Raw genomic sequence first — 12,288 nt, 5'->3', positions numbered from 1 at the left:
GACCCTTGCCGCACTGATCTTCACCGCCACCATGGTGGTCGCGCGCGGGTTGGCGCCGCATTCCGAGCCTGCCGCCGATAGGTCGACGCAGAGGCTGGCCGGCTTCATCGTGCTGCTGGCGCTGATCCAGATCTATCTCGGCGGCCTGGTCGCCGGGCTCGATGCGGGCCTGAGCTACAACACCTGGCCGCTGATGGACGGCAAGATCATTCCCGGCGATCTGCTGATCCTCGAGCCGGCATGGCGCAACTTCTTCGAGAGCCCGAAGACGGTGCAGTTCGTCCATCGGCTTGGCGCTTACACGGTATTCGTCGTGGCCTTGTGGCACATGATCGCCACGCGCCGGCGGCTGCCAGGCTCGACGCATGCGCGCCGCGCGACGCTGCTGTTTCTACTGGTGCTGGTGCAGGCCTCGATCGGCGTCGGCACGCTGCTCATGCATGTGCCGTTGCATATGGCGCTGACCCATCAGGGATTTGCGCTGATCGTGCTGGGCTTTGCAGCAGCCCATTGGCGCGGCACCAAGGGCGCCTATCCCTTGCCGACGGGAATAGCGCTCAGGGGCTGATCCCGAGCCGATCTACTGGGTCGGATCAGAAGCTTGCCCGCACCGCCCGGATCGCCTTGACGATCGACATTTCGCGATTCTCCTCGACCGCATTGTCGTCCTCGTGATGCCAGGACGCCGACAGGCATCCATAGGCAATGGCATGATCGAGGATAGCGGTCGGTGTCTGGCTCAGTGTTCTGGCAAAGATCTCGGCCATATCAGCGATCCGCTTCGGATCGAGGCAGAGATCGTCCCGGTCGAGCGGGTTGTAGAACATGTTCGCCGCGTCGAAGCCGGGATCGCCGAGCACGCCCTTCGGATCGATCGCCAGCCAGCCGCGCGGCCCGTGCAGGATGTTTTCGTGATGCAGATCGCCATGCAGGGGCCTGATGTCGTGCGGATCGGCCAGCAGCCGCTCGGCGATGACGGCTGCCTCGACATAGAGGCTGTCAAGGCCGGCGTCGCGATCGGTATTCGCCTTGTCGAACAGGCTGGCGAAGCGTTCCCGGAGCGGCTGAAGCTCGGGCGGGTAGGGGGCTTTCCCCCGTGAAAACAGTTTTGCCATCAGCTCCGCCGCGATTGCGGTCGCGGCAAAGTCGCCCTGTTCGTCGAGAACCTGCTGCAGCAGGGTTTCACCGGCATATTCGAGCAGCATGCTGTGGCCGTCGCGGCCGAGCAGACGCACCGCGCCTTCGCCGCGCCGCCAGGCGAGATAGTGCTCTCCGCGCAACTCGTCGGCGACGTCATCGAAAGGCTTCAGCGCCTTGACGATCGCCGGCGATCCGTCTTCGCGCAAAACCTTCCAGATGCGGCTCGAAAAGGTCTCGGCAATGAGTTCGGGCGCGCTGACTTTCCAGCGCGCCGGAAAGGCTGGCGTGTCCATCAGAGGCCGAGCATCAGATCCATGTTCTGGACGGCGGCACCCGAGGCGCCCTTGCCGAGATTGTCGTAGACCGCCAGCAGCAGGGCCTGCGCCCGTTTGTCGTTGGCGAAGACATAGACCTTCATCCGGTTGGTGCCGTTGTAGATCTCCGGATCGATCTCCGGCATGCGCTCCGAATGCGCATAGGGCGCCACCTCGACCACACCGCCCTTGATGGCGGCGAAATGGTCGGCAATCGCCGCATGCAGCTCCGCACCGGTCGGCACATGGTCGAGGCCGCCGAGTTGCAATGGCACCACGGTGATCATGCCTTGCGCGAAATTGCCGACCGCCGGCTGCATGATCGGATCATGCGACAGCCTTGCATAGGCCCTCAATTCCGGCACGTGCTTGTGCTGCAGGGTGAGGCCGTAAGGCAGGAATTCCGAGGCGTCCTCGCCCTTGGCGACGTAGTCCTCGATCATCGGCCGTCCGCCGCCCGAATAGCCCGAAATGCCGTTGACGGTGATCGGAAAATCCGCCGGCAGCAGGCCTGCTGTGACCAGCGGCCGCAGCGTCGCGATCGGTCCCTGCGGCCAGCAGCCTGGGTTGGCGACGCGCTTTGCCGAGGCAATCGCCTTTGCCTGGTCCTTGTCCATCTCGGCGAAACCATACGCCCAGCCCTCCGCCACGCGATGCGCGGTCGACGCATCGATGACCCTGGTGGTGTCGTTGGCGATCAGCGAGACGCTTTCCTTCGCCGCGTCGTCGGGCAGGCACAGGATAGCGACATCGGCGGCATTGAGGAACTCGGCACGTGCCGCCGTTTCCTTGCGACGCTCGGTGGGGATGGAAATGATCTCCAGATCACCGCGCTCGGCAAGCAGCGCCCTGATCTGCAGGCCGGTGGTGCCGTGTTCGCCGTCGATGAAGATTTTCGGTTTCATGGGTTGTTCAAATTCCCTGAGTTTTCAATACTGTATGCCCTGGCCTTGAATCACTGCGGCACCATTGTGATTGCCGTTGTTCAGCTCTTCAAGCCGGGCTTTCCGTTCAGCAAGCAGACCGAGATACTGCATGGCCACCATCGAGCCGGCGATTGCCGTTATATCGGCGTGATCATAGGCCGGCGCAACCTCTACGACATCGGCGCCGACAATATCGATCTGGTTGAGCTGGCGCAGCGTCGACAGGATCTTGGCCGAGGACGGCCCGCCGGCAACCGGCGTGCCTGTGCCGGGCGCATAGGCCGGATCGAGGCAGTCGATGTCGAAGGTGAGATAGGTCTTTTTGCCGCCGGTGCGGTCGACAATGGCGTAGGCAATGTCGGACGCCCGCATCTCCTCGATTTCATGGCCATGGAGGATCTTGATGCCGAACGTGTCGGGCGCATGGGTGCGGATGCCGATCTGGATCGACCGGTCGGGATCGATGATGCCTTCCTTGACGGCGCGACCGACGAAGGAGCCGTGGTCGATGCGCTTGCCGTCGTCCGGCCAGGTGTCCTGGTGGGCGTCGAACTGCACCAAAGCGAGCGGACCATGGATGGCGGCATGCGCCTTGAGTAGTGGCCAGGTGACGAAATGATCGCCGCCGAGCGTCAACAGGAAGGCGCCTGATTTGAGGATCTTCGCCGCTTCGCGCTCGATCGTGCCGGGCGTCTTCTGATGGTTGCCCGAATCGAGCAGGCAATCGCCATAGTCGACGACCGCCAGATGCTCGAACAGATCGCGTGAAAAGGGATACTGCGGGTCGTTGTCGAGGATCGCCGAGGCACGGCGGATCGCCTGCGGCCCGAAGCGGGCGCCAGGCCGGTTGGTGACGGCGGCATCGAAGGGAATACCCCACACCACCGCATCCGCGCCCTTCACGTCCTTGGTGTATTTGCGCCGCATGAACGACAGCGCGCCGGAATAGGTCGGCTCGAACGCGGCGCCCGTTTTGGAACGGGCGGTGAAGGCGTTGTCGATGGTGTGGTTCGCCATTACGGATCCTCGTTTTTCATCGGGTTGCAACAACTACAGAACCGGCACGGAAGATGCCAGTCATAGCTTGGCGAGACGGAATGGCGCTGCCCGAGTGCCACGGCAAGACAGGATTGTATCATCATGACCCAGACCGCGTTTCTCAACCCCACCCGTGCCGCGGCGTCGACCCACACCGGCACGGTCGCCGGCGAACGCTTCCTGGTCCTCGATTCGTGGCGCGGCATCTGCGCGCTTCTGGTGGCGCTGTTTCACTTTCCTACCGGTTCGACGATTTCGCAAAGCGCCTTCATCGGTTCGTCCTACCTGTTCGTCGATTTCTTCTTCGTCCTTTCCGGCTTCGTCATCGCCAGCAGCTACGGCGATCGGCTCAACCAGCCGGGACAGGTCGCGCGTTTCGCCCTGGTCCGTTTCGGCCGCATCTACCCGCTGCATCTGCTCATGCTTGCCGCCTTCGCCGGTTTCGAGCTGCTGCGGCTGATGCTGCCGCAATTGCACGGCACGGGGGCTGCCCCCTTCACCGGCGGCTTCGACCTCAACAGCCTGCTTGCCAATCTCCTTCTGCTGCAGGGTGTCGGCTTCGAGGATCAATTGACCTGGAATGCGCCGAGCTGGAGCATTTCGGCCGAGTTCTTCGCCTATCTCCTGTTTGCCGGCGTGGTCTTCGTCGCCGGCGCGCGCGCCTGGATATGGTTCGTCGCGGCCGCCGTCACCGCGCCGCTGTTCCTGCTCGGCTTCTCGACCCATCATATGGATGTGTCCTTCGATTTCGGCTTCATCCGTTGCCTGTACGGCTTCTCGCTCGGCGCCTTGCTGGCCTGGTTTCAGCATGATTCCATCGCAGGGGCGCGACAGGCTCTCGCCAGGGGCGGCCCGCGGATGGACTGGACCCTTGCCGAAATCGTCATGGTGGCCGTCATCGTGCTTTTCGTTTCGCTGGCGGGCGACAATGACTTCGGCATCGCGGCACCCCTGGTGTTCGCGCTGGCGCTGTTTCTGTTCGCCCATGAGGGTGGCTGGATCAGCGCCTTGCTCAGAGCCCCGTTCATGCTGACGCTCGGCGCGCTGTCCTATTCGATCTACATGGTCCACATCTTCGTCCAGGCGCGCCTGATCAACGTCGCGGGGCTCGTCGAGCGCAAGCTCGGCCTTGGCCTGATCGGCGACTTCATGCTGCGCGGCCAGCCTGCCACCGGCTTCGGTGCCGGCTGGACGGGGGCGGTGGCGATCGTCGTCATGCTCGCCGCTACCATTGCCGCCTCCTGGATCACCTGGCGTTTTGTCGAGATGCCGGCCATGGCGTGGTTCCGCAGGCTCTCGAAACGCATCTGACGCACCTGCTGCGAGTATTCCGCTAGCCGGCTTCGTTCACCCAGATGTCACGGGCGTCGCCTATCCGGGTGTCGATCCGGCAAGGAGCGATTCTCGATGCGGACCATCTGGCTGAGTTTTCTGCTTTACACGGCCGTGGCAGCCGCCTCTGGCCAGGCCTTGGCCGGCGAGACCCGCGCCAGACAGATCCTCGACCGCTTCGAGCATGCCAACCAATGGCGCGATCACGTCATGGTGGCTGCGCATCGCGCCGGCAGCATGCAGGCCGGCAAGACGCTCTACGCGGAAAATTCGATTGCCGCCGTGGAGGGCTCGATCGCCATGGGCGCCGAAATCGTCGAGGTCGACATCAGGCGCTCGAAGGACGGCGAGTTCGTCGTCATGCATGACAGCTGGCTCGACCGCACCACGACCTGCAAGGGCGAGGTGGTCATGTACACGCTGGCCGAACTGAAGACATGCCGGCTGGTGGTCGAGGGCACCGGTGCGGCGACAAGTGAAACAGTCTCGACGCTGCACGAGATGCTGATGGCGACCAGAAACCGCATCCTCATCAACCTCGACAACAAGCTCGACGTCGGCGCCCTCCCGGGCATGATTGCGGTCGCTCGCGGTCTCGGCATGGCCGAACAGGTCATCGTCAAGGAGAACCTGTGGAATTCACAACGGATTTCCACGGTCAAGGCCGCCATGGAGACCATTGGCGGCGGCTTCCAGTTCATGCCGATCATCGCCGATGACGCGGTGCATGACGCCGGTTTCGCCGGGACGGTCGACCGCGCCTTCTCGCCGCGCGCGATCGAGTTGATCAACTGGCGGGCAGGCGCCGAGACGCTGACCGAGACGGGCGGGCCGCTGTTCAGCACGCGCATGCGCGCGGCCGCAGTCAGGGGCAACTGGCACATCTGGGCCGACACCTACGCCATCGCCAACAAACCGGGCGGCTTCCTCGCCGGCGGCCGCGGCGACGAACTGGCGGTGCAGGCCAGCCTGCCGCGCGAAAGCTGGGGTTTCTGGGCCGATCGCGGCGCCACCATCATCCAGACCGACGAGCCGAAGGCGGCAATCGACTGGCTGGCCGCGAATGGTTTTCGCGTGCCTTATGCCGACGAGGCGCGGCCGGTTGAGCCGGCGAATACGGCGAGCATCAATTAAGCGGCGGCTGACGCTGCCAATCTCCCTCACGAGGGGGGAGATTGGTTAGCTTCAAGCCGCTAGCGCCACGCCGTCCAGTTCGCTAAGCGCATCCTGTGGCAATTCCAGTTCAGCCGCAGCGAGGTTCTCCCCGAGATGCCCGACCGACGATGTGCCGGGGATCAGCAGGATGTTGGGCGCGCGGCGCAGCAGCCAGGCGAGCGCGACCTGCATTGGCGTGGCGCCGAGGCGCGCCGCGATTTCCGACAGGGTGGAGGATTGCAGCGGGTTGAAGCCGCCGAGCGGGAAGAACGGCACATAGGCGATGCCATCGCGGGCAAGATCGTCGATCAGGGCATCGTCGCCGCGATGCGCCAGATTGTACTGGTTCTGCACGCAGACGATCTCGGCGATCCCCCGTCCTTGCGCGATCTGCGCCGGCGTCACGTTGCTCAGCCCGATGTGCCTGACCAGACCCTGTTGTTGGAGCTCGGCCAGCACGGTGAGCGGCGCTTCGATCGATCCCTCGGCGGGGCCATGGGTATCGAACATGATGCGTAGGTTGACGACATCGAGCACCTCGAGCCCGAGATTGCTGAGATTGTCGTGTACCGCCTGGGTGAGCTCTTCCGCGGAAAAGGCCGGCAGCCACGATCCATCCGCGCCGCGCCGGGCACCGATCTTGGTGACGATGACGAGATCTTGGGGGTAGGGCGCCAGCGCCTCGCGGATCAGCCGGTTGGTGACGTGCGGACCGTAGAAGTCGCTGGTGTCGATATGGTCGACGCCTTGCGCAATCGCCTCGCGCAGCACGGCCAATGCCGCGTCATGATCCTTGGGCGGCCCGAACACGCCGGGTCCCGCGAGTTGCATGGCACCGTAGCCGAGCCGCTTCACGGTGCGGCTGCCAAGCTTGAAGGTGGCGGGGGCGAAGGTGCCGGATTGTTGGATGTTGGACATGATTGATCTCCTATGAGGAGGCAGAGATAGGCGCTGCCCAACCTCGTGATAATCCGGTACAATCCACACAGGCCGTGCGGAATGGCGAACAATGATGGACCTCAGCGATCTGAATGCTTTCGTGGCGGTGGCGCGCGCCGGCGGCTTTCGCGACGGCGCGCGTGCGAGCGGCGGCAGCGCCTCCGGCCTGAGTGAGGCGGTGCGTCGCCTGGAAGTGCAGCTCGGTGTCAGGCTGTTCAACCGCACGACGCGCAGCGTTGTCCCAACCGAGGCGGGCCTCAGCCTTCTGGAGCGGCTCGGCCCGGCGCTGTCGGAGGTGGAGGCGGCGCTGGACGTGGTGAACGGTTTTCGCGACAGGCCGGCGGGCTCGTTGCGTCTCAACGTGCCGGTCAGTGCTGCGCGGCTGATATTGCCCGACATCGTCCCTGGTTTCCTCGCCGCCTATCCTGGTATCCGGCTGGAGGTGATCGCCGACGAGAACTTCGTCGACGTGCTGGCGGCCGGCTGTGACGCCGGCATCCGCTATGACGAGCGGCTGGAACAGGACATGATCGCGGTGCCGATCGGGCCGCGCGTGCAGCGTTTCGCCACCGCCGCCAGCCCTGCCTATCTTGCTCGCCATGGGCGCCCGCAACACCCGAGCGACCTGCTTGGCCACTCCTGCGTGCGTGGGCGCTTTGCCAGCGGTGCGATGCTGCCGTGGGAATTCGAGCGAGACGGCGAGGTGGTGCGGGTCGATCCGACAGGCCCCTTGATCGTGCGGATCGGCGGGGCGACGGATCTTGCCGTCGACGCCGCTATTGCCGGCACCGGCATCATCGGCCTCTTCGAGGGCTGGCTGCGCCCTTACTTCGACAGCGGCGCTCTTGAGCCCGTGCTCGAACCGTGGTGGCAGAGTTTTCCCGGACCGTTTCTCTATTATCCCGGCCGGCGCCTGGTTCCGGCCCCGCTGCGGGCGTTCATCGACTATATCAAGGGCGGCAAGGCCTGACCTGTTTCCGGCGCCATCACCCCACCCGGCGCTTCGCGCCGACCTCCCCATTGGGGAGGTAGGGCGCCGCGCTCTTCTAGCTCCCCTCGATGGGAAGGTCGCGCCGTAGGCGTGGGTGGGGTGACTGCCGAGCCGCAAACAAAAAGGCCGCCCGGAGGCGGCCTTTTCGATTGTCTGAAGCTGCGAAGTGCTTAGCGCTTGGAAAACTGGAAGCTACGACGGGCCTTGGCCTTGCCGTACTTCTTGCGCTCGACGACGCGGCTGTCGCGGGTCAGGAAGCCGCCCTTCTTGAGCACGGCGCGCAGCGTCGGCTCGTAGTAGGTCAGCGCCTTGGAGATGCCGTGACGCACGGCGCCAGCCTGGCCGGAGAGACCGCCGCCGACGACTGTCGCGACGATGTCGTACTGGCCGGCGCGGTTGGAGGCGATGATCGGCTGGTTGAGGATCATCTGCAGGACCGGACGCGCGAAATAGGTCGCGAATTCCTTGTCGTTGACGATGATCTTGCCGGAACCCGGCTTCACCCAGACGCGCGCAATGGCGTTCTTGCGCTTGCCGGTGGCATAGGCGCGGCCCGACTTGTCGAGCTTCTGGACGTGGACGGGGGCCGCCGGCTGGGTATTGGTGTTGCCGGTGGCGGCGCCCAGTTCTGCGAGCGAGGAAAGCTCAGCCATCTTATGCGACCTTCTTGTTCTTGGCGTTCAGCTTGGCCACGTCGAGCACGACGGGCTGCTGGGCGACATGCGGATGCTCGGCGCCTGCATAGACGCGCAGGTTCTTCATCTGGCGACGGCCGAGCGGGCCACGCGGGACCATGCGCTCAACGGCCTTCTCGACGACACGCTCGGGGAAACGACCCTCGAGCAGCTGGCGCGCGGTGCGCTCCTTGATGCCGCCTGGGTGGCCGGTGTGCCAGTAATAGACCTTGTCGGTGAATTTCTTGCCGGTGAACACCACCTTGTCGGCATTGATGACGATGACGTTGTCGCCGTCGTCGACGTGCGGGGTGAAGGTCGGCTTGTGCTTGCCGCGGAGATGATTGGCGATGACAGTGGCCAGACGACCGACGACGAGACCTTCGGCGTCGATCAGGATCCACTTCTTCACCACATCCGCAGGCTTCTGCGAAAAGGTTGTCATGTTTTCTGCTCTCGGTTTTGACCTTCATAAGAGAAGGCGTTTCTTGTTGCTTGGATTGGCGAAAGGCGCTTGCCCGCCGCCAATAACAAAACGGCGGCCTTTGCGGGCCGCTGCTTCGTGGAGGCTTATAGGCGAGGGTGGTGACCGCGTCAAGGCGAACGAAAAGGTAGATATCAGGTAAAATGTAGCAAAAACAATAACTTGAACAAAAGGTATTATTTTACCACATCACCATTCCGCTTCGGCGGGATCGAATAGGTGCCGGTGGCATGCGCCACCGTGTCTCCGTCTGGGCCGGCAACGATGTCGATGTCGAACACCATCAGGCTCTTTCCCAGCTTCAGGATGCGGCAATGGCCGTCGATCGGTCCTGCCTCGGCCTTGCGCACGAAATTGATGTCGAGGTTGACGGTGACCGAAAGCGCATCCGGCCCGGCATGGCTGAGCACGCAGACGTAGCCGCCAATGTCGGCCAGCGTGAACAGCGAGGGGCCGGACACCGTGCCGCCGGGACGCAAATGCCGTTCGCCGGCGTTGAGCCGCACGGTGCAGCCGCCCGGGAACACGTCGATCGCCTCGAAATATTTGAACTGCTCATTGAGCTGCGGATAGACGGTTTCCATCAGCGCATTGACTTGTTGCGCGGTCAGCACGGGCTTGAGGTTGGTCTGAGCGGGCATGTCTTAGTCTCTCGCTTTGCGCCAGGCCTGTATGAGCGCAGCGCGGCATTTCTGACAACCTTCGTCCCCTGGCGCAAGCGATCGGTGTTGGACGAAACCTGATCCGGTATTAAATAGTCTGGCAGCCCCAGCGGAATCGCGGAGAACCTTATCCATGGCCGAAATCCTTGCCATCAAGCCTGCCGCCGTTGAGGGTCCGGTGGTTGCACAACTGGACAAGGGCGTGCTGCGCCTCACACTCGCCAATCCGCCTGCCAACGCGCTGTCGCTGGCGGTGATGGCGGCGCTGACGGCCGAACTCGAGCGCGCCAGGGCCGACAAGGCCGTTCGCGTCATCGTCTTGTCGGCTGCCGGCAAGGTGTTCTGCGCCGGCCACGATCTCAAGGAAATGACCGCGCGCCGCACTGACGCCGATCATGGCAAGGCCTTTTTCGCAGAGACGTTTGCCGCTTGTGCGACGCTGATGCAGGCGATCGTGCGTCATCCAGTGCCTGTCATCGCCGAGGTTGACGGCCTGGCCACCGCCGCCGGGCTGCAACTGGTCGCCAGCTGCGACCTGGCGATCGCTTCGCATGAGGCGACCTTCTGTACGCCGGGTGTCAACATCGGCCTGTTCTGCTCGACGCCGATGGTGGCGCTGTCGCGCAACGTCTCGCGCAAGCATGCGATGGAGATGCTGTTGACCGGCGAGACCATCGATGCGGCAACCGCCAAGGAATTCGGCCTGGTCAACCGCATCGTGCCGCGCGAATACCTGAATCAGATCGTCACCAAATACGCGCAAACCATTGCTTCCAAATCATCTTTGGTGGTCAAGACGGGCAAGGAGGCGTTTTACGCGCAGGCCGAAATGGGGCTGGCGGATGCTTACACCTATACCGGCCGGATCATGGTCGAAAACATGCTCGCGCGCGACGCCGAGGAAGGCATCGGCGCCTTCATCGGCAAGCGCAAGCCGGAATGGACGGACGAATAGGAGCAGCACCATGGAGCCGCGAATCTCTATCATTACCATCGCCACCGATGATCTGGACCGCGCGGTGCGCTTCTACGAGGCTATGGGCTTGAAGCGGCATGCCGGTATCACCGACGGTGTCGCCTTCTTCCAGATGGGCGGCGTCATTCTTGGTCTGTTCCCACGTGCCAGCGCAGAAGAGGATTCCGGCATCGCCTTCGCCGCGGCGCCATCGGCGGTCTACCTCGCCTACAACACCCGCTCCGACGCCGAAGTCGACGACGTGCTCGCCAGGGCGGAAAAAGCCGGCGGCCGCATCGTCAAGCCGGCCGGCCGCGCCTTCTGGGGCGGCTGGTACGGCTACTTCGCCGACGCCGACGGGCATGTCTGGGAAGTGGCGCACAATCCGGCCTTTCCGATCGCCGAAGACGGCACGATTTCGCTACCTGGCTGATGGCCCATCGCAAGCAGCTGACGCGGCTCAAGGCTCCCTATCTGAAGCGCATCCTGCTCGATGCCGTGCGGGTCGAGGATTGGGAAAAATATCCATGGAACCTGCCGCTGTTTCGCGGCCACGACTTCGAACTCGAATTCACCACGCCGATCACCATCATCGTCGGCGAGAACGGCACCGGCAAATCGACGCTGCTCGAGGCGATCGGTGCGCTGGCCGGCTATGACGAAGCCGGTGGCGGCAAGGGATATAGGCCGGTCGACCATTCCAGCGCCATCGACAAGAGCGGTGCTGCGCTGGCAAACACGTTCCGTGGCCACTGGCTGCCGAAAGTCACTGCCGGCTGGTTCTTTCGTGCCGAATCCTTCTACTCCGTGGCCCGATATCTCGATCAGGCGGCACTGGAAGACCCTTTCAGGCCCCCGCCGCCGGACTTCCTGTCCTGGTCGCATGGCGAGGGCTTTATCCGTTTTTTCGAGGAGCGCTGCCGCAGGCAAGGCATCTACATCCTCGACGAACCCGAAAGCGCACTGTCGCCGACGCGACAGATCGAGCTGCTCAAGATGCTGCGGCGCATGGACCAGTCGGGCACCGCGCAAGTGATCATGGCGACGCATTCGCCGCTGCTGATGGCTTGTCCTGGCGCGCGGCTGTTCCGCATCAGCCGGTTCGGGCTCGATCCCACGGATTTCAGCGATACCGATCATTTTCGCATGATGCGCGACTTCTGCACCGATCCGCAGGCCTTTATGGAGGAAGCGCTGCGGGAGGATGACGCGTGAGCGCCGGCGATGATGACCTCAACTGGCGCGTCGAGCAGGCGTGCCGCGAAGGCTGGCCGGCGGCGACCGAGACGTTGGTTGATGGCTGGCTTCTGCGGCGATCGGGCGGACGGATCCGGCGTACCAATTCGGCCAATCCCTTGCGCGGCGAGCGTGGCGCGCCTGATGCAGTCATCGACGCCGCCGAGTCCTTCTACATCGGCCACGGCCAGACGCCCTTGTTTCGGGTTCCAGGCATCGCCGGCGAGCTCGAAGCCGCTCTCGACCATCGCGGCTACCAGCCGGAAGGCGGCACGATCCATCTCCATGCCGGGATCGGCGACCTGGCTGAATTTCGCGATGAGCAGGTCACCGTTTTGAAGGTGCCGGGCGAGGACTGGCTCGCGGCGCGGTTCCGCATGGGAGCCTTTGACGACGCCGAGCGCCGCATCTTTCGCGAGATGACGGGCTGATCGTCGGCGAC

General features: G+C 63.9%; 15 protein-coding genes. 8 read left to right on the top strand and 7 right to left on the bottom strand.

Annotation, left to right across the window (positions count from 1 at the left end):
• Positions 1 to 568: COX15/CtaA family protein (locus EN932_RS16630; RefSeq protein ID WP_164890505.1), on the top strand; the 568-nt coding region annotated here is incomplete at its 5' end.
• Positions 569 to 593: 25 nt separating this feature from the next.
• Here the strand turns inward: EN932_RS16630 and EN932_RS16625 are convergent.
• From EN932_RS16625 to speB, 3 genes are read right to left on the bottom strand one after another with little or no spacing between them, the layout of a single operon-like run.
• The gene (locus EN932_RS16625) at positions 594 to 1,436 is read right to left on the bottom strand and encodes an aminoglycoside phosphotransferase family protein (RefSeq protein WP_198327658.1); all 843 of its coding nucleotides are present in this window, start codon (positions 1,434 to 1,436) and stop codon (positions 594 to 596) included.
• Positions 1,433 to 2,359, bottom strand: coding sequence for an N-acetyl-gamma-glutamyl-phosphate reductase (argC, locus tag EN932_RS16620; protein WP_013532212.1), 927 nt, complete (start codon positions 2,357 to 2,359; stop codon positions 1,433 to 1,435). Before argC ends, EN932_RS16625 begins: the two co-directional genes overlap by 4 nt.
• A 24-nt stretch (positions 2,360 to 2,383) precedes the next feature.
• Complete coding sequence (gene speB, locus EN932_RS16615) at positions 2,384 to 3,397, bottom strand: agmatinase (RefSeq protein WP_127369127.1); 1,014 nt, start codon at positions 3,395 to 3,397, stop codon at positions 2,384 to 2,386.
• Between the two features lie 123 nt (positions 3,398 to 3,520).
• Between speB and EN932_RS16610 the strand changes: the two genes are divergently transcribed.
• On the top strand, positions 3,521 to 4,729 hold the full coding sequence (locus tag EN932_RS16610) for an acyltransferase (RefSeq protein ID WP_024504663.1): 1,209 nt from the start codon (positions 3,521 to 3,523) through the stop codon (positions 4,727 to 4,729).
• A gap of 96 nt (positions 4,730 to 4,825) precedes the next feature.
• Positions 4,826 to 5,884, top strand: a complete 1,059-nt coding sequence (locus tag EN932_RS16605) for a glycerophosphodiester phosphodiesterase family protein (RefSeq protein WP_013532209.1) — start codon at positions 4,826 to 4,828, stop codon at positions 5,882 to 5,884.
• Between the two features lie 51 nt (positions 5,885 to 5,935).
• Here the strand turns inward: EN932_RS16605 and EN932_RS16600 are convergent, their stop codons facing one another.
• Entirely contained in the window at positions 5,936 to 6,823 is an 888-nt protein-coding gene (locus tag EN932_RS16600; RefSeq protein WP_127369050.1) for an aldo/keto reductase family oxidoreductase, read from the bottom strand.
• Between the two features lie 91 nt (positions 6,824 to 6,914).
• On the opposite strand from EN932_RS16600, the gene EN932_RS16595 reads away from it, so the two are divergent.
• Entirely contained in the window at positions 6,915 to 7,814 is a 900-nt protein-coding gene (locus EN932_RS16595) for a LysR family transcriptional regulator (RefSeq protein WP_127366943.1), read from the top strand.
• A gap of 191 nt (positions 7,815 to 8,005) precedes the next feature.
• On the opposite strand, the gene rpsI is transcribed toward EN932_RS16595, so the two are convergent.
• From rpsI to EN932_RS16580, 3 genes are all read right to left on the bottom strand, one after another.
• Positions 8,006 to 8,488 (bottom strand): 30S ribosomal protein S9, encoded by a 483-nt coding sequence (gene rpsI, locus EN932_RS16590; protein ID WP_023810272.1) that lies wholly within the window; start codon positions 8,486 to 8,488, stop codon positions 8,006 to 8,008.
• 1 nt (position 8,489) lies between these two features.
• Positions 8,490 to 8,954: a 50S ribosomal protein L13 gene (rplM, locus tag EN932_RS16585; protein ID WP_013532205.1), complete on the bottom strand. Its 465-nt coding sequence runs from the start codon at positions 8,952 to 8,954 to the stop codon at positions 8,490 to 8,492.
• Between the two features lie 215 nt (positions 8,955 to 9,169).
• Entirely contained in the window at positions 9,170 to 9,634 is a 465-nt protein-coding gene (locus EN932_RS16580) for a PaaI family thioesterase (protein WP_127369051.1), read from the bottom strand.
• A gap of 154 nt (positions 9,635 to 9,788) precedes the next feature.
• Here EN932_RS16580 and EN932_RS16575 point away from each other — a divergent pair, with 154 nt between their 5' ends.
• From EN932_RS16575 to EN932_RS16560, 4 genes are read left to right on the top strand one after another with little or no spacing between them, the layout of a single operon-like run.
• Entirely contained in the window at positions 9,789 to 10,610 is an 822-nt protein-coding gene (locus EN932_RS16575; protein ID WP_127369052.1) for an enoyl-CoA hydratase, read from the top strand.
• 10 nt (positions 10,611 to 10,620) lie between these two features.
• On the top strand, positions 10,621 to 11,043 hold the full coding sequence (locus EN932_RS16570; protein WP_027162400.1) for a VOC family protein: 423 nt from the start codon (positions 10,621 to 10,623) through the stop codon (positions 11,041 to 11,043).
• Positions 11,043 to 11,825, top strand: coding sequence for an AAA family ATPase (locus EN932_RS16565; protein ID WP_013532201.1), 783 nt, complete (start codon positions 11,043 to 11,045; stop codon positions 11,823 to 11,825). Before EN932_RS16570 ends, EN932_RS16565 begins: the two co-directional genes overlap by 1 nt.
• Complete coding sequence (locus tag EN932_RS16560; protein WP_245460971.1) at positions 11,822 to 12,277, top strand: hypothetical protein; 456 nt, start codon at positions 11,822 to 11,824, stop codon at positions 12,275 to 12,277. The genes EN932_RS16565 and EN932_RS16560 overlap by 4 nt, the downstream gene beginning before the upstream one ends.
• Positions 12,278 to 12,288 lie beyond the last annotated feature (11 nt).

It is taken from the genome of Mesorhizobium sp. M7A.F.Ca.US.002.01.1.1 (assembly GCF_004022955.1).
Taxonomy (GTDB): Bacteria; Pseudomonadota; Alphaproteobacteria; order Rhizobiales; family Rhizobiaceae; genus Mesorhizobium; species Mesorhizobium ciceri.
The sequence above is the reverse complement of the archived record's forward strand: the minus strand, read 5'-3'. Positions and strand labels throughout refer to the sequence as shown.

Coding starts and splice junctions, on each gene's coding strand:
- argC (WP_013532212.1), bottom strand. CDS start 2,359: ATGAAACCGAAAATCTTCATCGACGGCGAACACGGCACCACCGGCCTG.
- speB (WP_127369127.1), bottom strand. CDS start 3,397: ATGGCGAACCACACCATCGACAACGCCTTCACCGCCCGTTCCAAAACG.
- EN932_RS16610 (WP_024504663.1), top strand. CDS start 3,521: ATGACCCAGACCGCGTTTCTCAACCCCACCCGTGCCGCGGCGTCGACC.
- EN932_RS16605 (WP_013532209.1), top strand. CDS start 4,826: ATGCGGACCATCTGGCTGAGTTTTCTGCTTTACACGGCCGTGGCAGCC.
- EN932_RS16600 (WP_127369050.1), bottom strand. CDS start 6,823: ATGTCCAACATCCAACAATCCGGCACCTTCGCCCCCGCCACCTTCAAG.
- EN932_RS16595 (WP_127366943.1), top strand. CDS start 6,915: ATGATGGACCTCAGCGATCTGAATGCTTTCGTGGCGGTGGCGCGCGCC.
- rpsI (WP_023810272.1), bottom strand. CDS start 8,488: ATGGCTGAGCTTTCCTCGCTCGCAGAACTGGGCGCCGCCACCGGCAAC.
- rplM (WP_013532205.1), bottom strand. CDS start 8,954: ATGACAACCTTTTCGCAGAAGCCTGCGGATGTGGTGAAGAAGTGGATC.
- EN932_RS16580 (WP_127369051.1), bottom strand. CDS start 9,634: ATGCCCGCTCAGACCAACCTCAAGCCCGTGCTGACCGCGCAACAAGTC.
- EN932_RS16575 (WP_127369052.1), top strand. CDS start 9,789: ATGGCCGAAATCCTTGCCATCAAGCCTGCCGCCGTTGAGGGTCCGGTG.
- EN932_RS16570 (WP_027162400.1), top strand. CDS start 10,621: ATGGAGCCGCGAATCTCTATCATTACCATCGCCACCGATGATCTGGAC.
- EN932_RS16565 (WP_013532201.1), top strand. CDS start 11,043: ATGGCCCATCGCAAGCAGCTGACGCGGCTCAAGGCTCCCTATCTGAAG.